A 23,624-nucleotide genomic window follows, 5' to 3' on the forward strand; every position below is an offset into this window, starting at 1 on the left:
TTCATGTTAGCGCCACTGACCGATTATAAAGATAAAATTACCCTTATCCGTGACAGCAATATTCAGTTTCTGGATTTCGGTTTTACGCTACCACAGCGCAAAGAGTACGGTGAGTTTGTTAAAAAAGGCGAAAACGGCCCGTTAATGCGACTCATCTATAATGAACGAGATGATAACTATCTTTACCCAGCACCTAAAAACCAGCCTCAAACACCGAGAGAGGCTGAATTTAGCTTTTCCCTTGAAGAGTCATTAACCCTATTAAATGACACATGGCTACCGGTGCCATTCTTCCGTTTTAATCCACCACGCGCATTCTCTCAAGGCCCTGATAACTGGGTAAGAATGATGTTCCATCAACTGTCTGAGCCAGATGAAGATGGACATACACACCGCGTTGTTGTGGCATTTGATACTCGAATTGAACCCAATCGCGCCAATACAGCTTATCTGGCGCCAAACGAAGAAGATGTTCGTTCGGGTGTCGCTTTTGCGTTAGCTTATTTGGGCTATGAAGTTGAGAACTTCCTTGAAACACCGTGGATTGATGGTTGGTTAAAGGAAGTCTTTAGCGAAAGAGCACTAGCTGTGACCAAAATGTACCATGATGAACTTGAAGATGCGCTTAAAGAGTTTCAACATCAGGCACATTATCTCAATTTACTCAATATTTTAGGTGAGAAGCTACGCTTACCTGAAATCAAAATTAACGAAACTAAACCACAAGAACCCGCGATTGAAGTTGATCTTATTCTTGATGTGGGTAACTCACGCACCTGTGGGATCTTAATTGAAGATCATATCAATGATAATAAAGGGCTAACGCAACTCTATGAAATGACGCTGCGTGATTTAAGCCACCCTTATCAAATTTATAATGAACCCTTTGAAAGCCGTGTTGAATTTGCGCAAGCTGAATTTGGTAAACAAGATTTCTCAGTAAATAGCGGTCGCAATAATGCCTTTATGTGGCCAACAATTGGTCGTGTTGGCCCTGAAGCCAACCGCATGGCTGCGCAACGCTTAGGTACTGAAGGCTCAACGGGTATTTCAAGCCCTAAACGCTACTTATGGGATGATTCCCCGTATTCTCCGGGTTGGCGCTTTAGTCGCTCTTTTGGTCAGACAGACAGAGAGCCACTGGCAACCGCAGTTCCGATGACATACCTTCTAAACGATCACGGTGAGCCGTTATTCCGTTTAGAGCCTGACTTTCGCATGCCGGTATTTACGCCAAACTATACCCGTAGTTCATTAATGACCATGATGTTAACCGAAGTGTTAGCGCAGGCATTAACGCAAATGAATAGCCCCGCTCAACGCCTTAAAATGAGTCACGCTAGTGCGCCTCGTCAATTGCGCAATATCATTTTGACTATTCCACCAGCGATGCCAAAACCAGAGCGTGCCATTTTTGAAACGTGCATGGAAAATGCATTAGGACTCATTTGGAAAGCCATGAATTGGGACCCAACTGACGAAAAACTGCGTTTTGATGGCAAAGATGAACAATGTCGTATTCCAATGCCAAACATCCATGTGAAGTGGGATGAAGCCACTTGTGGCCAATTAGTTTACCTCTACAACGAAACACAAATTAAATTTGGTGAACGTACTGAAGCCTTCTTTGCCAGCCAAGTGCGTGAAGATAACCGCGCATTAACGGGTGATAGCACGTTAAAAATTGCCTCAATTGATATTGGTGGTGGAACAACCGATCTCGTTATCACACGTTATAAACTGGATACGGGTACAGGTAGCAACGTCAAAATTATTCCAACACAATTATTCCGTGAAGGATTCAAAATTGCGGGCGATGATATTTTATTAGATATCATCCAGATTTGTGTTTTACCGGCATTACGCACCGCATTAACGGATGCAGGTATTTCTGATGCCGATGCTCTGATGTCTTCTCTTTTTGGTAGTGAAGGTTTAGATGCTGGGCAACAAGTGTTGCGCCAACAACTTACCCTACAAATCTTTAATCCGATTGGGTTAAAGATTTTAAGCCAATATGAAAACTACGATCCATTAGTTTCACATGAAGGCATTAACAGTACTTTTGGTGAATTACTTAACGTTCTACCGACAGAGCATGTACGTCGTTATATTGATGACGCAACCAATAAAGAGCTTGGTGGTGGCGAGAGTTTCTCCATTTTAAATGTGCCTGTACAAATTAACTTTGCGCAATTGCACGCCGAATTTATTTCAGGTGAACGCATTAATATCACCCGTAGTTTAAAAGCCCTGTGTGAAGTGCTTTATTACTACTCCTGTGATGTTTTATTACTGACCGGCCGTCCTTCTCGCTTACCAGGTATTCAAGCACTGTTAAAAGTATTACAGCCGGTACCGCCTTCTCGTATTCTGCCATTACATGGCTACAAAACGGGTGGTTGGTATCCATTCAACAAAAAAGGCCGTATTGACGATCCAAAATCAACAGCAGCGGTTGGTGCAATGTTGTGTTTAATGGCTGAAAATGCACGTTTACTCAACTTCTACTTCTCGACAGGTAACTTTAAAACTTACTCAACAGTACGTTATTTAGGAATGTTGGATAATAACAATACCATTTCTGATAATGACGTTTACTACCGTGATATTCAGGATAAATTTGAGCCTGATCCTGATACCTATTTTGAAGTCAGAGGCGGGATACGTTTAGGCTTCCGTCAATTAGATAATGCCCGTTGGCCTGCCTCTCCACTTTATACTTTGCGCATTAAAAATCCGAAATTGGCACAGCAACTTAGCCAAGAAGACAGCGTATTGCATATCAAGCTTGGAGAAGAAAGAGGCGCTTCTGGCCATAATGATGACAATAAATCTGAAAAATTACGTATTGAAGAGATGGAGCTTATTAATGGCAAAGGTGGCGTTAATAAGAACGGTTTAAGCTTCAAACTCAATACGTTAGCAGATAGTGGAATTGGTGAAACATCCTATTGGCTGGATAGCGGGAGTGTATTAGGTAAATGAATATGATGGATGAAAAACAGTTAACAGCCAAATGGGATGCCATTTATCAAGGCGCGGGTAAAGCCATTGATTGGGTAACGGCAGTAAGAGGTAATGCTCCTCGTTTAAATACCGAAGCCGATAGCCTTATCTATCGTCTACGCCGTAGCCGTAACATGGCAAAAAATCTCAGTTTAGCGACACAACGCCCAATGTCTGTGGGCTTTTTTGGGCTCTCTCAAGCAGGAAAATCGTACCTGATTTCAGCTCTTGCCGCAGGACAAGACGGTCGCTTAAGAACTAGTATGTCAGGTAAAACCCTTGATTTTATCGACCATATCAACCCACCGGGTGGTGGTAAAGAGGCGACAGGCTTAGTGACTCGCTTTAGTCGCAACGCCTCAAAAGGTACGCAAGAGTTTCCTGTTGAGCTACATCTTTTCAGCGAAATTGAGATCGTTAAAATTCTCGCCAATGCCTACTTGTATGACTTCAATCAGGAAAAAATTGAATTTGAATTAGATGACGAGAAAATTTCCCGTTTAATCAATTCATTAAGCACACAATGCAACGCCACACCCGTTGCAGGCATTACTCATGATGACGTCGTTTCATTATGGGATTATCTGCAACGTCATGCTGAAAAAAGCCAGAAAAAATTAGCAACAACCTATTGGCCTAAGGCGATTGAATTAGCGCCTTATCTCAACATTGCGCAACGAGCTAAACTTTTTTCTGTTTTATGGGGCGATATTGCAGAGCTGACATCCGCTTATCAACGTTTTAGCACCACACTTGCCTCTTTAGGTAATGCATCTGTTGTTTTGGCTCCGCTCTCTTCTTTAGTCAAAGAGCAAGATGGCGTGTTAGTACAAAAAGACAGCATTATGAACGTGGATATGTTAGAGCGTCTCAATACTGCCAATGATAGCCAGATCAGCATTTGTCCTGTTCATGGTGATCGTATCGATGCCCCTGTAACTCTTTCGTTAGCAGAGTTAACTGCGCTGACGGTTGAATTAGTCGTTCCGTTATTAGATGCACCAAGTAAACCCCTGTTTGAACACGTTGAACTGCTCGATTTTCCTGGCTATCGCGGTCGTTTAGGGGTGGAAACCATGGCAGATGTACGTCGTCAAGTTAACGATGACAGTGCAAATCCGCTAGCACAGCTTATTCTACGGGGTAAAGTTGCCTATCTGTTTGAACGTTATACCGATAACCAAGAGATGAATGTGTTAGTGGTATGTACCGCATCAAACAAACAATCCGATGTAAAAGAAGTCGGTGCAGTCCTCACAGAATGGATCAATAACACGCAAGGTAAAGATGCACAAACTCGTGCTAAACGCCCTTCTGGCTTGATTTGGGCAATGACCATGTTTGATATGCGGATTACTAACTCCTTAACCATGAATGAAGCGTTATTACGCCAATCATGGGGTAAAGGTGGCATGATCAAAATGGCGATGTTAGAGCGCTTTGGTCAATATGAATGGATGTCATCAGATTGGATCAACGGTGAAGCGTTTAATAACACCTTTTTAGTACGTAAACCGGGCGTACCCACTCCGTTTATTCAAATCAGTAATGGTAAAGAAACAGTTCTAAATGAAGACAGTGTTTCACAATTACATTTGATGAAAAAAACCTTTGCTGAAGATGAAACCGTCCAACGCTATATTCGTGAGCCAGACCAAGCATGGGATGCCATGTTGTCACTTAACGATGGTGGTATGCAACGCCTTGCCAACTACCTTGAAACCGTTGCCTTAAAATCATTAAAACTTGAACGTATCAATGAGCAACTGCAAGAAATTCAACGTGATTTGATCGGTCATCATCTTGAAAAATGGTATCAATCAGGTGGTGAAGAGGAATTACAGGTAAAACGCCGCAATGCCGCCACTATTTTACGCTTTATGCAAAGTCGCCCTTATTTACAAGGTGCGTTACTGGATTACCTGTTACCGTCTCGCAAATCACTCTACGACCTGTATATGCAGGAAAAAGAGGTTATCGATACACTTTCAGACAAGAAGGCAACACAAGCCCCTGTTTCCGCCTTTGCAGCTATGGAACAACCCGCTTTTGATCTCTTTAGTGATGAGCCAATCTCTCTAGTACCAGAAGAAGATGAAGCCCCTAAAGGTCACGGCAATGAGGTTACTTATCCTAAAAAAGTGATGGCATTATGGATAAACCATCTGCGTAGCCTGCCTGATAACAGTACTTTGTTAACCTATTTAGGCATCGATCAAGAAATTATGGTGCTGTTAGTTGATGAACTGATCACTGCTATTAACCGCCTTGGTGTTGAACAACGCATGCTGAAAACCCTTGCAGGGACAGAAGCCATTGCTCGTCGTGATGACTTAGCTGAGCAGCAATCATCCCGTGTTTATAATGTGCTGGGTGATTTTATTACTTGGTTTAATTTCAAAGATAACGGTGTTGAGAAACCTGATAGCAAAATCAATGCAGGCCATAAGATCTTTGAAAGACCCGATAGCGCTAGCGTGCAATGGGGGGATGATGAGCGTTTAGTTCGCTTACCTACCAACCCTGTTAATTATACCCTTTTATTTGTAATTGATTGGCTTATCGCTTTATCAGCGGTTATTACTGAGAATGCAGGGCATTCTGCAGGAAGAGAGATCAGTGCTGAGCAAAACGCACTATTAGGCCAAATAATTCAAACCATGAAATCATCCGTCGTGGAGTCATAATTCGTGTTTAATCCAGAATTAAAACCCGTACAACCTGCTCGTCCCGGCTTTGCGGTATTAAGTATTCGTAATTGGGAAGGTGACGCTTCCCCTGTTTATTTAAGTATTCAGCGTAACCAAGATCGCTATTTCTTAAATGATAAAGGGGAATGGGTAGGTAATGCCTTTTTCCACCAACTTTCACTTGAAGATGCTGATGATGGTTATCAAATCGTTCTTGATAAAACGCTCGTTGATCCCCTCGTTAGCAACTTACAGATGGCGTATCAATTTACGCTAAAAGACGATAACGAAACACAAGATATCGGACGATTACGCATTCGTGATGGCGTATTAGCCTCACAAGCACAAGGTCAGAGTGAAGCATTAAAATCAACGGCGACATTAGATAATCAGCCAGTTCCGCCTGCTCCTATTATTGAAGAAACTCCGCCGGAGCCAGAGCCACTCAAAATTGAACCTGAAGAAATAGAGCCGATTATCTCTGAAATCAAGGCAGATGAACCGCCACAACGGTCGACACCACCAGCACCGAAAAAATCTAAAATTGGCTTAATTTTAGCCATCATCTTGATCTTAATTTTAGCGGGTATCTTAACGTGGTTCTTCTTACTAAGAGGCAATCCTGCTGGCGAACCTGCACCACAACCGACATCAGAGCCATCAACACCAAGTGTGTGCAGTGTTGAAAATATGAAATCTGGCACTGCATTAGCCTTTGTACAAAGCTGTATACAGAGCCAACCGGATAGCAAAACTATTCTTGCAACGATTGAACAAGCGAAACAGAACAATCAATGTGATGTTGCTCAGCGTTTATATGCTTATAAAGCACAATCAGGTGATGTTGATATCGCACTGAATTACGCTCGTGAATACGATCCAGAAACCGCATCAGCACAAGGTTGCTTTAGTGCAGACAAAGAAACGGCCATTTATTGGTACGAAGCGGTTCTTAATCACGACTCACAAAACAGTGACGCAAAAGCGCGTCTTGAAGCTTTGAAAAAATAGGAAAGTCGCATGAAAAAGGCGCATTGGCTTACTCTTATTCTCAGCGGTTTAATTCTGACAGCGCCAGCAAGTGCTGAAGAGAAAAAGCCGTTACTACAAGAGGGTAAAAAGACTCTCTATCAACGTGTATTAACTTATCCGGGTTGCCAAGTGGCAGACACAATTGGCGCAACAGGTAAAGAGCAACCTGCATTTAGCCGTTTTTATGTTTATCAACGCCAAAAACAAGGTGCTAATGAATGGCTACAAGTTGGTCCTGATAGCTTAGGCCATATCAGTGGTTGGATGAATGCAAGTTGCACATCAGAGTGGAAAATGCAGCTAACACTCGCATTTACTAACCCTGCGGGTCGTAATCCAATGCTGTTTTTCAAAGATAAGCAAACGGTTGAAGGCTTACTTGAAAACCCAACCCCTGAAAAACAGTACAAACCCTTTTTAGCAGATATCAAAAACCAGAAAGTGAATCCGGCTGTGTTAGCAAAAGAGCCAGATTATATGATTGATCAGAAAAGTAATTTCTATCTGCTACCTGTATTAGGTTCAGATGAAGTCTTTACTGATGCAGGCTATAAAGTGCGAGTACTCAATGTGGCTTCTGTCTCTTCTCAAACTAAAGACAGCAAAGACGCACAAAATGCAAATGTAACTCCAAATAATCCAAAACCTGCAACACCTAACAGCAAAGATGCTGACAATATGATGCAAGGTTTTTCTGCCGCAGTGGTATTTGTTATCGACTCAACCATATCAATGGACCCTTACATTGATAGAACCAAAGAAGCGATCCAAAAGGTTTATGCACAAGTCGAAAAAGACAATATGTTGGATAAGGTAAAATTTGGTTTAGTGGCGTTTCGTTCTAATATCAAAGCCGTCCCTGCATTGGAATACGACAGCAAAATGTTTGTCAATCCCAATGATGTAAAAGACGGCCCTGATTTCCTAAATAAAGTTAAAGAATTACGCCAAGCCAAAGTCTCAAGTAGCCGTTTTGATGAGGATGCGTATGCCGGTGTAATGCAAGCGCTTGATGATGTTGATTGGACACGCTTTGGTGCGCGTTACGTTATTTTAATCACCGATGCAGGTGCATTAACGGGAGATGATCCTCTTTCATCCACTAAACTCGATGCGGAACAAATTCGCCAAGAAGCAGCTTATCGCGGTGTTGCGCTTTATACACTGCATTTAAAAACACCATCAGGTGCAAAAAATCACGCATCTGCACAAGCGCAATATGAAGCATTAACGCTTAATCCGTTCTTACACAAATCCCTTTACTACCCTATCAACTCAGGGGATGTAAATAGTTTTGGTCGTATGGTAGACAGTTTAGCCACGGCTGTAACCACGCAAATTCAAACGGCTTATCGTGGCGAAGCCACCGTAGGTAGTGCGTTGAATGCTGATCCTGCTTATAGCAAAAATAAAGAGACTGATGCCTTACTGAGTGATGCACACGATTTAGGCTATGCAATGCGTTTAGCTTATTTAGGTGAAAAACAAGGGACAAAAGCGCCTCCTGTCTTTAAAGCTTGGATAAGTGATCGGGACTTATTACAGCAAAATATCCCAACGACAGAAGTGCAGGTTTTACTCACCAAAAGTGAGCTTAGCGATTTAAGTGATGTGATGAAAAAAATCGTTAATGCAGCGAATGAAGGTTTGATCTCTCCTGACAATATGTTTGCTGATTTACGCTCCATTGCCGCCACGATGGGGAACGATCCAAATCAAATCAAACAAGGTTCAGCAACCAAATTAGGTGAAATGGGCTTACTGGGTGAATATGTCGAGAATCTCCCTTATTTAAGTGAAGTGCTTGGCTTAGATGAAGAGACATGGAAAAGCTGGGATGGTCTTGCGCAAGAAAAATTTATCCGTCGTCTAAATACGAAATTGCAATATTATCAACGTTATAATGAAGATGTTGATCGTTGGATATCTCTTGCACCACAAAGCGATCCTCGCGATCACGTTTACCCTGTTCCACTGGAAAACTTGCCTTAATGATCCAGATTGAAGGCATGGCAATTACGCGGGGTGATGCGCAACATGGTTTTCGTGTTGCGCTTCCTTCATTGACCCTTGAAAAAGGGGAAATTGGTGCACTAACCGGATTAAGTGGTTCCGGTAAAAGCACCTTACTGGAAATGATAGGCTTAATCTTACGCCCAGATGAATTAACCGATTTTCAACTCGGTGATGATTTAATTATCACACAAGCAGTGCTAAGTAATGAACAAGCTCAGCTCGCATCATTACGTGCTGAGAAATTGGGTTTTATGCTCCAAAGTGGCGGGTTGCTCCCCTTTTTAACCGTCATGCAAAATATTCAATTACCTCGTAAAATGCTAGGATTAACACCGCACTCTGCTTGGCTTGATCACGCCATTGACCATTTGCAACTACGCCCTTTACTTAGTCGTTTTCCTCGCCAGCTCTCCATTGGTGAGCGCCAACGCGCAGCATTTATTCGTGCAATCGCCCATGAACCTGCTTTATTACTTGCTGATGAGCCTACTGCTGCTCTCGATCCCCATAATGCACAAGCGCTGTATGCACTCATTGTAGAGATGGTAAAACAACTCGATATCTCTGCACTGGTTGTTAGTCACGATTGGTCTTTAGTCGAGCGTTTTGGATTTAGCCACTATCACGCACAACTACAAGGGGACGGTAGTGTCTTTATCAAACAATAACACTAATCCCAATCGCCTTGGCTTACTCAGTTCACTCGCTTGGCGTGACTTAATTTATGATCGCAAAGTTGCGCTCTGTATTGTGTTCTCTTTAGTCTCGGTTATTGCACCACTGCTACTGCTGTTTGGATTAAAGAATGGCATTGTGACGCAACTTCATAATCAACTGCTAAATGATCCGCGTAACCTTGAAATACGTATGTTAGGCAATGGTAATTATCCACAAAGTTGGTTTAATGATATTGCACGCAAAGAAGAGGTTCGATTTGTTATCCCATTAACACGCAGCTTAAACACTCAAGCCGATATTGTGATTGATGGACAACATTTTATTGATAATGCTGAAGTTATCCCAACAGCAGAAAACGATCCTTTATTAGAAGGTGTCGCCATTCCCCAAAATGCAGACACCTTAGTACTCTCTGCTAATGCGGCACAAAAATTACAGGCAAATGTAGGCGATAGTGTGCGCTTATTTATTAGCCGTAAACTAAATGGCGTCAATGAACGAGCCAAACGTACATTTACTGTTGGCGCCATTATCAGTGATAGCAAATTCTCAAGAGCAGCAGCCTTTGTTTCTCTTGATGTTTTAGTGGCAATGGAAGATTACCGAGATGGTTATCAAGCGCCTTTTTTTGGCGTAACAGAAGGCACTGAAGCGAAGCCAAGAACCCAGTTTGCTAAAGCTCGTCTTTATGCCAAAAATTTAGATGCCATTGCACCACTTGATGATTGGTTTAGACAACAACACATTGATGTGATGACACAAAAAAGCCAAATAGACTCTGTAAAAGCAATCAGCTACGTCCTTAATGTTATTTTTTCCGTAATTGCTTGGGTATCACTATTAGGCTGTATTGCCTCTTTAATTGGCGCATTCCTTGCCAATATTGACCGTAAACGTAAAGATATGGCGGTATTACGCCTGTTGGGTTTTCGTCAATTTGCAGTCTCTTTATATATTGTGTTGCAAGCACTGTTATTAACAAGTGTTGCCTTTATTTTAGCCCTTGGGCTTTATGGCATCGGTAGCGCCTTATTCACCACATTATTAGGCACACATTTACCTGAACAAGCTTTTGTTTGTCAGTTAACGTTTTGGGATTTATTGATTGCCATGTGCAGTGCCTTACTGGTGGCCTTAGTAGTGGCAAGTATTGGTGCACTACGTGCCGTTTCGATTGAACCTGCGGAGAGCTTACGTGAAATTTAATTTATCGCTTCTAACTTTATCATTCGCGCTGTTATCTAGCAGTTTTACCGCATCTGCCAAATGGGACGATAAATTTGTTAACCCAAAAGCGTTGCCAGATGATGTTACCTTGCCTTTCCCTTGTGAAGGTTCAATGGTTTTTCGCCAAGTCACCATACCCTTAAGCCAGCCATTACAAGATTACAGTGTGACTTTAGGGCAAGAAGGTGATGAATGGGGCTATTTAGAACAATCTCGAGCAGAACATATTGCGGGTAGCTTTCCATTAAAAGGCAAAGAAAAAGGCCGTTACTACCTTATGGCAAAATATCCCGTTACCGATCTGCAATATAACGCCATGCAGAGCGTGATTAACGGTAAAGAGTGCCCCGTTGCTTCAAATAAATTACGTTTACCAAAAGTGAATATCAGTTGGTATGAAGCGATGCAATTTGCTGATCAATACAACCAATGGCTAAGAAGCAATCATCCCGAAGCGTTACCTGTTGAAGATGGCGCCAAAGGTTTTGCACGATTACCGACAGAAACGGAATGGGAATTTGCGGCAAGAGGCGGCTTAAAAGTTTCGGCTTCAGAGTTTCGTGATCTCCGCTTTCCTATGCCAGAAGGTACCAAAAACTACATTTGGTCAGCGGGTAGCCAATCTGCTAATGGCTCATTACAACTCACCGGTTTGTTATCACCTAATCCTCTGGGTTTACATGACATGTTAGGTAATGTCGCTGAAATGATGTTTGAGCCTTTTAGATTAAATAAACTCGATCGCCTACACGGGCAAGCGGGTGGCTTTATTGTGCGCGGTGGTAGCTACCTCACCCCAGAAAGCGAAATACGCAGTTCATGGCGTCAAGAAGAGCCTTATTACACCAACACTGGCGCAAATAAAAACAAATACACAGGTTTTCGTTTAGCCATTGTTGCCCCTGCGTTGACATCACGCGACAAAATTAAAGAGATAGAAAAAGAGTGGCAACAATTAGGGAATGAGAAGCCAGCAAACAATAACTCAAAAACCAATAGCGATAATTCCATTAATAGCCTAAATACGCTCTCAACCCAAGTACAAGATGAAGCGCTGAAAAAACAGTTAGCTGAATTAAAAAATACACTACGAGCCAATGCACAACTGCGTGATGAGCAACGTGATCAGGCTATCCGTACTTCACTGCAATTAGGTGCTTTTTTATGTACAAAATTAAAAGATGATGGCGAATTCTATGATCGATTAATTGCACTGCATGAGAAAAACTGCCCTGCGGGCACAAAAGATGCCACATGTGAACGACGCCAAGAGCAAGTCAACGAACATAAGAAAACCCTCGACTTTGTTGTAAGTTATTACGCAGACACATTGGTGGATATGGCAACAACGTATGATGCTTCCTTAGTAAAACCTCAAATTGATGTTGTGCGTCAGTTAATGGAAGCCAGAGGCAAATCAAATTTAAATACGTACCTTTCAACGTATATGCAGGGACTCCAAGGATATTGGGCTAACGGTAAAGTTTCACGGAACGAATGGCTTGAAGCGTGCAAAAAACAATAACAGAGACTTTGGGATAGGTGTGGTATGAATAAACGACTTATGGCGGTACTTAGCATTAGTGCCGTACTTGCTTTATCAGGATGTCAAAGTAACAGTGGGGCTGATCCCCGTTTGAAAAATAACAGCGATATGGAATTTTTCAGTAAATCAGGTATTACAGCTTGTGCAGGAGGGGCGGCTATCGGTGCATTAGGCTGTTTAGTCTCAAATTCGAGCAATAAAGGCGCATGTATGCTCATTGCGGCAGTCGCTGGTTGTGGTGTCGGTATTGGTGCCAATGCCTATTTAGATAACAAACGCCAAAACTATGCTTCTAAAGAATCAATGCTCAACTCAATGATAGACGATGTGAAAAAAGAAAATCAGCATCTACAACGAGCATCAAATACAGCAAGAGCCGTTATTAATGACGATAAGAGAGCACTGGCAAAAATTGAGCAAGACATGAAACAACAACGTCTCAATAAAGTCGCTGCTGAGAAACAACTGAAAGGTATTGATGCCAATATCGCAGCACTACGCTCTCGTTTAGCGGATATGAAAAAACGCGAAGCTGAATGGCGTGATATCGCAGCACAGAGTCGTCAAGATGGCTTAAAAACCGCTCAACTTGATAAACAAATTGATGGGATGAAGAAACAAGTATCCTCTTTACAAGAAGAGCTTGATAGCCTTTATACTCAGCGTACAGCAATAAAACTTAGTTAACGTTAAAAAGGATGATAATGAAATTTTTACCTCTTTCTCTTGTTGGTATGACATTACTATTAAGTGGTTGTGTCACCAATCCTGCAGATTGTGATCCAACAACCGGTGATGTTAGTATAATTACTAAGTTTAATTGTAATTATTCAGGGACTTATGACAATCGCATTGAGCAAAAACAAGCTATTCTCGCTAATGAGAAAGCATTAAATACTGAGTTTAGAGCGGTTCTTGCGGCTATAGAGAAAGAAAAGCAACAAACTAATGCCTCTCTCAAGAGTAAGCAAGCAAGCCAACAAGCCTTAAATCAATCAATGAATAATCTGTTAAATCAAATTCGCCAAAAAACGAAAGGGCAAAATGATATTCAAAAACAGATCAATGAAATTGATAGACAAATGAAGGCAACGCAAAATAATCCTTCAAAATCAGTCATGCAAAAGCAACTTGAATTAGATAACTTACAAAATCAAGTGCTTAGCTTGCAAAGTGATTTAGGGCTTAAATAAACCTAAAAAGGCACTCTATTATTATTTAGAGGGCCTTTTTTCTTTATTTTCATTCTTATTATTTATATATTTCCATAGCGATTTATATTAATGTCATATAATTAAAAATATAATATTAATATTAGTTAACAGGTTACTTTAATAAAATAACCTTATTTAAATAATAGCACTCTTTTTTATTCCATTAAAAACAGACACATTATTATAATCCCTTCCGCTTAATAGCGTGTTCTTATTATTTTACTTATTGGATATAACTAATGAAAAGAAAATTACTATCAACTTTATTTATAACTGGTTTATTAGCGACGTCTTCTGTTTATGCACAAAACGATTTTAAATTAGAGAAAACCACACTTTCAGCAGGTTATGCACAAGTCAAAATAGCAGGCCAAAACCCAATGCATGGGGGTGTTTTTTCTATCCGCCAAGAAATAAACTCACAATTTGGTGTTTTAGCAACAGCCACTTACGCTCAAAATGAATATGATCTGAATAAGCCAGTTAATACTTTCTTTAAAGACGTAAATGCACGTTATTACTCTGTTATGGCAGGTCCTACAATACGTTTAAATGATTTTATTAGTGTTTACGGCACAGCAGGTATGAGCCAAATTCAGTTTAAATCTCAAAGTTCAGAATTAAAGAAATTAAAGAAAAACGCATTTAGCTGGGGAGCAGGTTTAATCATTAACCCAGCTGAAATGGTTTCTATTTCTCTTGGATATGAAAATAGCCGTTTTAAATTTAAAGACGCCGATAGTAAAATTATTTTAGATGGCTTTGTTGCCAATATTGGTTATCGTTTTTAAATAAATTTAAGCACATATTATTTTATGGTATGTGCTTTTTTATTAAATTATAATTTTATTTTAAAAAAATATTATTAATATATTTACCATTGTTTTTATTTTCCACCTCATCACTCCATGTAAAAAATAGTGATAGTAATACACTCATCTCTGCTGGCTGCGCTTATATTAAAATAAAAGATTTACCTACTGTGAACGGAATAAATATTAAATACCAAATTAATCCCAATACTTATAAAAAAACCTCTCTTCAATTTTCAGGAACGATGGCACAGAAAGCATTATCTCATAATGGCAGATTACGTTATGCATCACTTACAATGGGCCCAGCTTACTCATTAACACCTTTTGTTGAACTATACAGTATTATCGGGGTAAGTGGTGTGAGTTACCAAACATCAGAAAATATCAATAAAGATCATTCTTCTAAATCAGTAAGTTGGGGAGCAGGCATCACGTTAACATCACCACAAAATATTACACTTACTTTAGGCTATGAAGGCAATTATTTCAAAATGGAAGGAAAAAGCTATCCAAGCAAAACATTTATCTCCAGTATTGGTTATCGGTTTTGATTTTATTCAAAATAAAAATGCCTCTACTTTATAAAAATAGAGGCAAAATAATTCAAAAAGACCCACACCAGGGCATAACACAGACACCGATTGTCTAAAAACCCACTACATTAAATCTTGATACGTTCCTAGCTGATAACCTCTTTCCAAAATCGCATGCTTTAATGCGCTATCTGTTAATACTTCAAGCTCTGTTAAACGCTGAAAACAATAACCACTTGCACGCAATGGGTTATCCACAAAAGCAGGATGTGTCATCACTTCAATAGAATGTTCATGACGCGCTTTCGATTCATCAAGCACCTTTAAAAATAATGCTTGAGTGATTTCATCTCCATAAAATTGGCTATCAAAGCCATCACTACTAATCACACCTTGAGTATCAATCCCTTCTTTATGTGCAAGTGGCCTATCAACTCGCATCGGTAATGATTTTTCTTTGGCAAACTCAGCCACAATAGGAAAAATTTGCTTAAACATATGTACATGATGGTGGCTATCAATGTGGTCTGGCGCACAACCAAAGATCTCAATAAAACGCTGATATTGTGCATTAAGCTCAACACGAATTTCATCAAGCGGTAAATCACCCTCGTCTGCCATTTGCCATACCCATTTCCCTAACACACCTTCACGCGTTAAAGAAGGTAAAGGAGACAGCGGTTTACCCATCGTCAAAGTAAAATGAAGCCCAACACCTAAACCGGGCAACTCATGACGCAATTGTGCTGCATGTTCAATTCCCTCGGCATTGACAAGTGCCGTTGTTGAACTCACAACACCATGACGAAAACACTCTGCAATGCCGTAGTTTTGGCCCTTACTAAGCCCAAAATCATCCGCATTCACAATTAATAAACCAGCCATTCTGTCTCCTTATTACTTATTTTTCTCTACCGACAATTAATGAGAGACTTTTTCTAACTCAGCAATCGCTTTAGCAAAATTCGGTAGATGTGCCTTATGCGCTAACAACATTTCACGCGTAAGTACTTCTGCATCTTTATCTGAAAGTACCAGTGGTGTTAAGTTCATCGCTAATAAAGCATCATTTAATTCGCCACTCATAGCCGCTTTGCTGGCTGCGATTTCAAAGGCCTTAATGGTATGAATTAATCCCATTACCTTTTCATCAAAATGCGTTAAACGAGGATGAGGTTTAGCGCCATCACGCCCTAAAATAGCCGTTACTTCAATTGACCAATCTGCTGGAATATTATCGATATGACCATGATGAGGAATATTCACATAATGCTCAGCTTGTTTATCATTATAAATAGCATTAATCACTTCACAGGCTGCGTCAGAATAGTAAGCACCGCCACGTAATTCCAGCTCTTTCGGTTTGATATTTAAATCAGGATCTTTATACAATTCAAACAGTTGTTTTTCGACTTTTTGCACCACTTTAGCGCGAGCACCACCTTTATAGTATTCCCCCATCTCAATCGCCAACATCTCTTTTTGCTTGAAGTAATACAGCAAATAAGAGCATGGCAGCATATTAAGAGAGCGGATCAATCCTTCACTAAATGGTAGGTCGAAAATATTTTTCACAGAGCCTGCGGTTAATGTTCCTGAAGCCACACCCTCTAATAATTCAGGAAAACGGGATTGACCATTTACAATGACATCTTTAATAAACACCATATGATTTAAGCCAAACAAATCGATAGAGAGTTCATCTTTTTCCGTCAGCTTCAGAACATCTGTAATAAACATCTTCATACCGATTGGAATATTACAAACCCCAATAAATTTCTTAAAGTTGGTATGACGATAAACCGCTTCTGTTACCATACCTGCTGGATTAGTAAAGTTAATGATCCACGCATTAGGGCAAATTTCTTCAACATCTTTAATAATATCGAAAATAACAGGAATAGTGCGCAAGCCTTTAAATAGACCACCAGCACCATTGGTTTCTTGCCCTAAATAACCATGACTTAAAGGAATAGATTCATCAAGCTCTCTTGCTTTCAATTGACCAACACGTAATTGTGTTGTGACAAAATCAGCATCTGTTAATGCTTCACGACGATTAAGTGTTTTATAAATGGTTAAAGGAATACCTGCTTTTTTTACCATGCGTTGGCAAAGCTCAAAAATAATATCAAGCTTCTCTTTGCCTTCTTCAACATCCACTAACCATAATTCTGTGATTGGTAGTTCATGATAACGCTTAATAAAACCTTCTAATAATTCAGGCGTATAACTGCTTCCACCACCAATGGTAACAACTTTTAATTTATGACTCATAAAATACTCCCATACAGCGTAATAGTGCTGTTATTTGTGTATTAATGGCGAAATTAAAGCGTAAAGAGCCCTGAAGAAAATAAGCTTATTTTCTTCTTTCTCTCTATTTCCAATAAAATTAATCTTTATTGTTGATTAATTTCTTACGCTTAATAATGAATTAGTTTGTTTCTTTAATACTGCACAAATTTTTTCGATAACTATTTGGCGTCAACGAAGTTATTTTCTTAAATGTCTTAATAAATAAACTTGGACTACTGTAGCCCGCATCAAAAGAAATATCTGTTATCGAATAGTTTGTAATTTCCAATTGTTTTTTCGCAAAATTAATTCGAATATCATGAATAATTTGCATTGGTGTTTTATCGTAATAACGCCGAGTTGCTCGGGTTAAATACTCTTGTGATTTCCCTGATAGCATTACCATATTAACCAGTGCATTTTCGCCAAATTTTTGTTTGTCATGCATCTCGCTAACAGTGTCTCTTAGCCATAAAGGAATATCATCTTGCGTTCTATTTTCTCGATGGTGTCGTAATCTATTCACCACATTAAAGGTGACAATTTCAATAAATTCATTAAATTCGGTATGGCGGAAATTTAATGAGCCAATAACCGATTCAATATAGGAAAGAAACTCATTTTTTAATTCATAAACTTGCGAAGCGATAAAATAAGAAGGCAATAACGAGAGATAATGTTTATCAAAAAAGGCTTTACTAATTCCCACATTTAAAATGCGTGTTGCCCCAAAATCATAAAAACTTTGATGATGAGAGCCTATGGGAATAAAAACAAAATCCCCCCGCTCTAATAAAACCTTTTTACCATTAATCTCTTGATAATAACGGCCTGTTAAAACAATGGTGAATTCATAATAATCATGTTGATGCAATCCGCTGACACTTTCTGTTTTATTATAAATAAAGACATGAAAATTTTTGCCATTAAATAGCTGATCTTCATAGACCATGCGTATTTCACTTTGTGCTCTCAATGATCCCACCACCGTATTCATCTTATTTTATCTTCTCATGTAACTCGATTAATTCTGTCACTAACTCTCTTGCTAACATTGAAGTCATTAAATGATCTTGCGCGTGGACTAATACCAAGCTGACTTTGGTTTTGCCAACACCTTGGTCATCACCAATTAAGCGAGTCTGTATTTTATGCGCCTCATTTAATGCTTCACGAGACTGTTCCATTAATTTTCTAGCGCCATCAAAATCACCTTCTTTGGCTTTTTTTAATGCGCCATAAGCCACACTACGGGCTTGGCCTGAATTAATGATAAGCCCCATGATGATCTCTTCAAATTCATCTTCTGTAACACTGCTATCAACTGCATTTTCAATATCTAACATGATATATCCTCTTTGACTCTAAGAAGTGCAGAGAAACCTCTGCACTTCTTTTTCTATAACTTAAAATTTCAATGCATTGGCAATATCTTCTTCACTTTCTTCTTTTTCAATTTCAGTTTGAGCTTTATTTGAAATAATCACGAAAGGAAGATAAATCAGAGTAGCAACCCCCAAGTTAAATAGTGCTAATAACAGTGCTGCAATACTACCGTTGGTATTAAAGAAGGCACCTAGCCCTGTTGGCATTGTCCACGGCGCAATATTTGTCACTGGAGGGATTATCCCTAAGTAATAAGCAGTCACAGTAATAGCGGCAAGAATAGGCTGAATAAGAATAAAAGGAATAAACATCACTGGATTCATAATCACAGGTAAACCAAAAATAATCGGTTCATTAATTTGGAATAAACCTGCTGGCAGTGCCAGTTTTGCCACTTGGCGATGATCGGCGCGACGAGATGCGATAAAGATAGCAAGAATAAGCCCCAGTGTTGCCCCTGTACCCCCTAAGAAGATAAAGGAATCTAACATTGGTTTTGCCCAGAGATGGAACGTCTTACCCGCTGCCAATGCAGCTTCCACTGAACCGTATTCAGTATAAATAGAGACGTTCTCTAACGCCCAAGGGGTCATAATGCCACTATCAAGTGCAGCAAGTGCAAGTGATCCATGAATACCAAAGAACCACAGTAGAGAAGTGAAGATAACGTAAGCCCAACCAACCACTGAGCCCATTGATGCTAATGGTGTTGAGATAGAATCTAAAATAATTTGATGGAAATTCGTTTCATACGTCGCTAATCCCCACGAAATAATCCCCATAATCGATAAGATAATAAAGCCTGGAATTAATGCAGAAAATGAACGTGAAACAGAAGCCGGTACGCTATCAGGCAAACGGATAACCCAGTTGCGACGTACAATAAAGGTGAACATCTCAGCCACAACAAGACCAATAATGATACCTGAAATAATATTTGCTCCACCTAACCAATTAGCGCCTACTGCATAAGCACCACCTGCGTTATAAGGTGTGACTGTCATAAAGGCAGCAATAGAAAGTAAACCTGCCGCAATCGGGTCAACTTTACGCTCTTCTGCTAATGCCATTCCGATAAAGAACGGTGCCATCAACGACATTATCCCCAATGTACCATTATAGACATTCCCCCCTATGGCTTTAAAACCATTGAGCGTTTCTATCGTTGATGCATCAAGGCGGATACCTAAAGAATAAAAGAAGGAGCCATCACCAAAACTAAGAAAAACGTTATTAATAAGTACAAACATTGCCCCTGCAAGGGTTAACGGCATTAAACGAATAAAGCCATTTTTAATCGCATTAACGTGAGGTTGCTTTCCAATTTTAACCGCAAAAGGAAGGAGTACCTTTTCAAGTGAACCAATAAACTTACTCATAGAAAAATACCCTTAAAATGCCGCTAATTGCTCGGCTTGCTGAAAAATTCGCTCTTTGACTGGAATAGAAATAATAAAAAAATAAAAAAATAAAATTAATTTGTTGTTGCAGATGCTTTTTTAATAGAGGCGACAGCGGCTTTTAACACACCTAAGCCATCTACTTTTCCGTATAACAAAGAATCGATCACTTCGACCGGTTTATTAGGGAGCAATTTTTGGATATCAGGCAACATCCAGCTAATTTGTGGACCAAGTAAAATCAGATCTGCATCCTGTCCTTTTTGTGCTGCTAAGGTTTCAGGAAATGCTTCAATAACCACAGGCACTTCATATTTTTCTGCTTGTGCTCGCATTTTGGTCACGAGAAGAGATGTTGACATGCCAGCAGAACAAAATAAGTAAATATATTTCTTTTGCATAAAACCCTCTTGAGTTGGCAACGATTTACCCTAGAGATAACAAGGCTTTCTCTTGTGCATTCATTACTGTGTCAGTACAGAAACCGAAGTAAGATTAAAATAAAGATTGTTTCTGCTTGAATGAAGTATACGCAATGATACTAATTAACGATATTTCTTATAGATTAAGAATTGTCTCTCCTTGACCTACTCTTTTGACACTCTTCACAAATTGAGCAAATAATCTGAAGAGTTCTTTCACGTCACAAAATTTGTTCTCTATTTTCCTTTAATGATCTCTCGCAAAATTTCGCCATTTTAGTCAAGTTAATCCTTTATTATTATGAGAATGTGAATTAGTATCATTACTCTTTATACTTTTGATGGTATTATCGTCTTCTTTGTGGATCGACATTTAGGCCACTGCTGTAAAGATCCGTGTTATTTCGTGTTGCAACAATATGGGAAAGAGAATGTTTAAAAAGTCATTAAGCCCACTGTTTTTACTGCTTTCTTCACTTGTTATCGCTGGTTGTGATAACGCTCAAGACACATCAACAGCACAATCAGCAGAGAAACAAACTCTCACGATTGAACATTTCCAAGGGACAACTGAAATCCCTGCACATCCACAAAAAGTGGTTGTGATGAATATGGAAACCCTCGATATTATTGATGCATTGGGTGTTTCTATTGTTGGTCTTCCACAAACAAATGTTCATTTACCAAAATTCTTAGAGAAGTACACCAATCCGAACGACTATATCAATGAAGGTGCATTATTTGAGCCGAACTATGAAAAGCTCAGCACAACAGCACCTGATTTAATTTTAAGTGGTAGCCGTGCTCGTGATGCGTATGCAAAATTAAGTGAAATTGCACCTGCGATTTCAATGGATATCGATCCGAAGCGTTTCGTTGAAAGCCTTGCTGAACGCACCACAACATTAGGTCAAATTTTTGGCAAAGAAGAACAAGCTAAAAAATTACTGGCTGATTTCAATAGCAAAATTGATACCGTAAAAGCCAAAACACCAGACGCAGGTAAAGCAATGGTGGTTTTAGTCAGTGGCGGTAAAATTTCGGCTTATGGCCCAAGCTCTCGCTTTGGCTTTATCTATGATGTATTAGGTTTTGAACCAGCTTATGTTTTTGATAGCCCAGGTTCACACGGCAACATTGTCAACTCTGAATTACTGTTAAAACTTAATCCAGATTGGCTGTTTGTCATTGACCGTGATGCAGCAATTGGTCGTGAAGATTCACAACCAGCTCAACAAGTCCTTGATAATGCTCTGGTAAGAAAAGTAAATGCTTGGAATAAAGACCAAGTTATCTATCTTGATGCAAGTTCCATTTATATCTCTGGCGGGATCCAAACTTACTCTCGCTTAATGGATACAATTAATCAGGCATTGGATCAGAAAAAATAAAGTAACTGAATGAAAACGTTCCATTTATCATTGGGGATAGGAGGTATCGCTATCCTCTCAATGATCAGTCTATTTGTCGGCGCAGGAGATATTACTCCTGCTTCGCTTTTTTCTGATCCCGATATGCGCGATATCTTCTTTATCAGCCGTGTTCCAAGAACCCTGTCATTATTACTCGCTGGTGGTGCCATTAGCGTTGCAGGTTTAATAATGCAACTGCTCACTCAAAACCGCTTCGTTGAGCCTTCTCTTGCAGGAACAACACAATCAGCAAGCCTTGGATTATTAGTCGTTATGCTGCTCTTTCCTGCAGCGGGTATCTTTACCAAAATGATGGTCGCCACTGTTTTTGCTCTGCTTGGCACTTTGTTGTTTATGCTACTTCTGCAAAGGATCACCTTAAAAACAACACTGATAGTACCTTTAGTCGGCATTATGCTCAGTGCAGTTATTGGCGCACTCACCATCTTCTTAGCGGTATATTTCGATTTACTGCAATCATTAGATGCTTGGACCAGTGGCGATTTTTCAAGTGTATTACAAGGTCGCTATGAACTTTTATGGCTTGTTGGCGCACTGGCAATCATGGCGTGTTGGGTTGCAGATAGCTTTACTGTGGCTGGAATGGGGCGAGAGTTCTCCATTAACGTGGGGCTGAATTACCGCAAAGTAATGATAATAGGATTATCGATTATCGCGCTTATCAGTGGTGTTGTGGTTTCTGTTGTTGGTGCATTACCTTTCCTCGGTTTGATTGTGCCAAATTTGGTGAGCTTAGTGATGGGGGATAATATCCGTAAAACTATCCCTTGGGTTTGCTTAAGTGGTGGCGCGATTGTTTTACTGTGTGATGTGATTGGTCGCCTTATTCGCTACCCATTTGAAATACCTGCCAGTATTATCTTAGGGGCAGTGGGTGCCATTATTTTCCTTTTCTTACTACTAAAGCAGCAACGTTATGCAAAAAGTTAATTCATCCATAATTAGCAAATGTACTGGCGCTGTCGAATATAAGAAAACGCGCCTCTCACCCATGTCTCGTATCTGGTTATTATTAGGGGCATCGTTATTATCCATTGTGTTATTTATGACGATAAACCTAAATGGCAATATCTCTTATATTCTGACTCACCGCGCTTACATTATTCTCACCATGATTGTAGTGGCGTTTGCCGCTGGTGTTTCCACAATACTGTTCCAAACTATCGCGAATAACCGTATTTTGACACCGTCACTTATGGGGTTAGAAGCCCTGTTTGTGTTGCTACAGACCGTGTTTGTCTTCTTTGAAGGCGATATGCCTGCATCGTGGATGCTGAATCTATCAAAGTTCTTCTTAGAATCGACATTGCTGGTGCTATTTTCCGTTGTACTCTACCGTTGGTTGTTTAGCTCAGTACGTTTTAACATCAATCTAGTCTTAATGATTGGGATTATCTTAGGGACACTATTTCGTAGTTCAGCCACACTATTACAACGTTTGATGGATCCTAATGAATTCTCCATTTTACAAGGTCGCATGTTTGCCACCTTCACCCGTGCCACGCCTGATCTTATCTTTTGTGCCTTAGCGATTATTGTGGTTGTTGGTGTTTTACTTTGGCGTATGCGCTATAGCTTTGATGTGATGGCATTAGGGCAAGCGAATGCCATTAACCTTGGTATCAATTACCGCAAACAGACCACTTATATCCTGTTGCTGATTTCTGTTTTAGTTGCGGTTTCTACCGCTTTAGTTGGCCCGCTAACCTTCTTAGGTTTAATTGTGGCTAACCTTGCTTATCATATCAGTGGTAGCAGTCAGCACCGTTTCTTGATGCCTGTCGCCTTCCTACTAGGTACTATCGCCTTAATTGGTGGACAACTGGTTTTAGAGTATGGTTTAAAAATGACAGGAACACTTTCTGTTGTGATTGAGTTTGTCGGTGGAATGTTCTTTATCTATTTGGTGTTAAGAAGACTTTAAT

General features: G+C 39.9%; 20 protein-coding genes. 14 read left to right on the forward strand and 6 right to left on the reverse strand.

From position 1 onward, the window contains the following. The first annotated feature begins 3 nt into the window (after positions 1 to 3). The 11 genes from GTH25_RS17200 to GTH25_RS17250 all read left to right on the forward strand — a co-directional run bounded on the left by GTH25_RS17200 (position 4) and on the right by GTH25_RS17250 (position 14,778). A complete protein-coding gene (locus GTH25_RS17200; RefSeq protein ID WP_164530767.1) occupies positions 4 to 2,988 on the forward strand; it encodes a virulence factor SrfB in 2,985 nt (994 codons plus the stop codon). A 2-nt stretch (positions 2,989 to 2,990) separates the two neighbouring features. Further along, entirely contained in the window at positions 2,991 to 5,696 is a 2,706-nt protein-coding gene (locus GTH25_RS17205; protein ID WP_226891842.1) for a putative virulence factor, read from the forward strand. 3 nt (positions 5,697 to 5,699) lie between these two features. Beyond that, positions 5,700 to 6,710 carry a hypothetical protein gene (locus tag GTH25_RS17210; protein ID WP_164530768.1) on the forward strand — a complete coding sequence of 337 codons (1,011 nt, stop codon included), beginning with the start codon at positions 5,700 to 5,702 and terminating at the stop codon, positions 6,708 to 6,710. 9 nt (positions 6,711 to 6,719) lie between these two features. Continuing rightward, positions 6,720 to 8,723, forward strand: a complete 2,004-nt coding sequence (locus tag GTH25_RS17215; protein WP_075671163.1) for a vWA domain-containing protein — start codon at positions 6,720 to 6,722, stop codon at positions 8,721 to 8,723. Beyond that, the gene (locus GTH25_RS17220; RefSeq protein WP_075671161.1) at positions 8,723 to 9,415 is read left to right on the forward strand and encodes an ABC transporter ATP-binding protein; all 693 of its coding nucleotides are present in this window, start codon (positions 8,723 to 8,725) and stop codon (positions 9,413 to 9,415) included. Before GTH25_RS17215 ends, GTH25_RS17220 begins: the two co-directional genes overlap by 1 nt. Then, complete coding sequence (locus GTH25_RS17225) at positions 9,396 to 10,631, forward strand: ABC transporter permease (RefSeq protein ID WP_075671159.1); 1,236 nt, start codon at positions 9,396 to 9,398, stop codon at positions 10,629 to 10,631. The genes GTH25_RS17220 and GTH25_RS17225 overlap by 20 nt, the downstream gene beginning before the upstream one ends. Then, positions 10,621 to 12,177, forward strand: coding sequence for a formylglycine-generating enzyme family protein (locus GTH25_RS17230; RefSeq protein ID WP_171455353.1), 1,557 nt, complete (start codon positions 10,621 to 10,623; stop codon positions 12,175 to 12,177). Before GTH25_RS17225 ends, GTH25_RS17230 begins: the two co-directional genes overlap by 11 nt. A 24-nt stretch (positions 12,178 to 12,201) precedes the next feature. Next, positions 12,202 to 12,885 carry a hypothetical protein gene (locus tag GTH25_RS17235; RefSeq protein ID WP_075671155.1) on the forward strand — a complete coding sequence of 228 codons (684 nt, stop codon included), beginning with the start codon at positions 12,202 to 12,204 and terminating at the stop codon, positions 12,883 to 12,885. Between the two features lie 17 nt (positions 12,886 to 12,902). Next, on the forward strand, positions 12,903 to 13,391 hold the full coding sequence (locus tag GTH25_RS17240) for a hypothetical protein (RefSeq protein ID WP_223672652.1): 489 nt from the start codon (positions 12,903 to 12,905) through the stop codon (positions 13,389 to 13,391). Between the two features lie 260 nt (positions 13,392 to 13,651). Next, positions 13,652 to 14,203 carry an Ail/Lom family outer membrane beta-barrel protein gene (locus GTH25_RS17245; RefSeq protein WP_164530769.1) on the forward strand — a complete coding sequence of 184 codons (552 nt, stop codon included), beginning with the start codon at positions 13,652 to 13,654 and terminating at the stop codon, positions 14,201 to 14,203. Between the two features lie 89 nt (positions 14,204 to 14,292). Then, on the forward strand, positions 14,293 to 14,778 hold the full coding sequence (locus GTH25_RS17250) for an outer membrane beta-barrel protein (RefSeq protein ID WP_164530209.1): 486 nt from the start codon (positions 14,293 to 14,295) through the stop codon (positions 14,776 to 14,778). A gap of 105 nt (positions 14,779 to 14,883) precedes the next feature. On the opposite strand, the gene chbG is transcribed toward GTH25_RS17250, so the two are convergent. The 6 genes from chbG to GTH25_RS17280 form a co-directional block, all read right to left on the reverse strand. Then, positions 14,884 to 15,645: a chitin disaccharide deacetylase gene (chbG, locus tag GTH25_RS17255; protein WP_156734330.1), complete on the reverse strand. Its 762-nt coding sequence runs from the start codon at positions 15,643 to 15,645 to the stop codon at positions 14,884 to 14,886. Between the two features lie 36 nt (positions 15,646 to 15,681). After that, positions 15,682 to 17,037, reverse strand: coding sequence for a 6-phospho-beta-glucosidase (locus GTH25_RS17260; RefSeq protein ID WP_075674008.1), 1,356 nt, complete (start codon positions 17,035 to 17,037; stop codon positions 15,682 to 15,684). 160 nt (positions 17,038 to 17,197) lie between these two features. Further along, entirely contained in the window at positions 17,198 to 18,055 is an 858-nt protein-coding gene (gene chbR / locus GTH25_RS17265; RefSeq protein WP_075674007.1) for a transcriptional regulator ChbR, read from the reverse strand. Position 18,056: 1 nt separating this feature from the next. Next, positions 18,057 to 18,404 carry a PTS N,N'-diacetylchitobiose transporter subunit IIA gene (gene chbA, locus GTH25_RS17270; RefSeq protein ID WP_075674006.1) on the reverse strand — a complete coding sequence of 116 codons (348 nt, stop codon included), beginning with the start codon at positions 18,402 to 18,404 and terminating at the stop codon, positions 18,057 to 18,059. 60 nt (positions 18,405 to 18,464) lie between these two features. Then, the gene (gene chbC, locus GTH25_RS17275) at positions 18,465 to 19,823 is read right to left on the reverse strand and encodes a PTS N,N'-diacetylchitobiose transporter subunit IIC (protein ID WP_075674005.1); all 1,359 of its coding nucleotides are present in this window, start codon (positions 19,821 to 19,823) and stop codon (positions 18,465 to 18,467) included. Positions 19,824 to 19,918: 95 nt separating this feature from the next. Continuing rightward, entirely contained in the window at positions 19,919 to 20,245 is a 327-nt protein-coding gene (locus GTH25_RS17280) for a PTS sugar transporter subunit IIB (protein ID WP_069369489.1), read from the reverse strand. 452 nt (positions 20,246 to 20,697) lie between these two features. Between GTH25_RS17280 and GTH25_RS17285 the strand changes: the two genes are divergently transcribed. The 3 genes from GTH25_RS17285 to GTH25_RS17295 are packed head-to-tail and all read left to right on the forward strand — an operon-like array spanning position 20,698 to position 23,623. Then, positions 20,698 to 21,657, forward strand: a complete 960-nt coding sequence (locus GTH25_RS17285) for a siderophore ABC transporter substrate-binding protein (RefSeq protein ID WP_075674004.1) — start codon at positions 20,698 to 20,700, stop codon at positions 21,655 to 21,657. Between the two features lie 9 nt (positions 21,658 to 21,666). Then, positions 21,667 to 22,629 carry an ABC transporter permease gene (locus GTH25_RS17290; protein WP_164530770.1) on the forward strand — a complete coding sequence of 321 codons (963 nt, stop codon included), beginning with the start codon at positions 21,667 to 21,669 and terminating at the stop codon, positions 22,627 to 22,629. Continuing rightward, a complete protein-coding gene (locus tag GTH25_RS17295; RefSeq protein WP_075674002.1) occupies positions 22,616 to 23,623 on the forward strand; it encodes an iron chelate uptake ABC transporter family permease subunit in 1,008 nt (335 codons plus the stop codon). The genes GTH25_RS17290 and GTH25_RS17295 overlap by 14 nt, the downstream gene beginning before the upstream one ends. Position 23,624: the final 1 nt, after the last annotated feature.

Source organism: Proteus terrae subsp. cibarius (genome assembly GCF_011045835.1).
Lineage (GTDB): Bacteria > Pseudomonadota > Gammaproteobacteria > Enterobacterales > Enterobacteriaceae > Proteus > Proteus cibarius.

Coding starts and splice junctions, on each gene's coding strand:
- GTH25_RS17220 (WP_075671161.1), top strand. CDS start 8,723: ATGATCCAGATTGAAGGCATGGCAATTACGCGGGGTGATGCGCAACAT.
- chbA (WP_075674006.1), bottom strand. CDS start 18,404: ATGTTAGATATTGAAAATGCAGTTGATAGCAGTGTTACAGAAGATGAA.
- GTH25_RS17290 (WP_164530770.1), top strand. CDS start 21,667: ATGAAAACGTTCCATTTATCATTGGGGATAGGAGGTATCGCTATCCTC.
- chbR (WP_075674007.1), bottom strand. CDS start 18,055: ATGAATACGGTGGTGGGATCATTGAGAGCACAAAGTGAAATACGCATG.
- GTH25_RS17280 (WP_069369489.1), bottom strand. CDS start 20,245: ATGCAAAAGAAATATATTTACTTATTTTGTTCTGCTGGCATGTCAACA.
- GTH25_RS17200 (WP_164530767.1), top strand. CDS start 4: ATGTTAGCGCCACTGACCGATTATAAAGATAAAATTACCCTTATCCGT.
- GTH25_RS17245 (WP_164530769.1), top strand. CDS start 13,652: ATGAAAAGAAAATTACTATCAACTTTATTTATAACTGGTTTATTAGCG.
- GTH25_RS17205 (WP_226891842.1), top strand. CDS start 2,991: ATGATGGATGAAAAACAGTTAACAGCCAAATGGGATGCCATTTATCAA.
- chbC (WP_075674005.1), bottom strand. CDS start 19,823: ATGAGTAAGTTTATTGGTTCACTTGAAAAGGTACTCCTTCCTTTTGCG.
- chbG (WP_156734330.1), bottom strand. CDS start 15,645: ATGGCTGGTTTATTAATTGTGAATGCGGATGATTTTGGGCTTAGTAAG.
- GTH25_RS17260 (WP_075674008.1), bottom strand. CDS start 17,037: ATGAGTCATAAATTAAAAGTTGTTACCATTGGTGGTGGAAGCAGTTAT.
- GTH25_RS17240 (WP_223672652.1), top strand. CDS start 12,903: ATGAAATTTTTACCTCTTTCTCTTGTTGGTATGACATTACTATTAAGT.
- GTH25_RS17295 (WP_075674002.1), top strand. CDS start 22,616: ATGCAAAAAGTTAATTCATCCATAATTAGCAAATGTACTGGCGCTGTC.
- GTH25_RS17235 (WP_075671155.1), top strand. CDS start 12,202: ATGAATAAACGACTTATGGCGGTACTTAGCATTAGTGCCGTACTTGCT.
- GTH25_RS17215 (WP_075671163.1), top strand. CDS start 6,720: ATGAAAAAGGCGCATTGGCTTACTCTTATTCTCAGCGGTTTAATTCTG.
- GTH25_RS17285 (WP_075674004.1), top strand. CDS start 20,698: ATGTTTAAAAAGTCATTAAGCCCACTGTTTTTACTGCTTTCTTCACTT.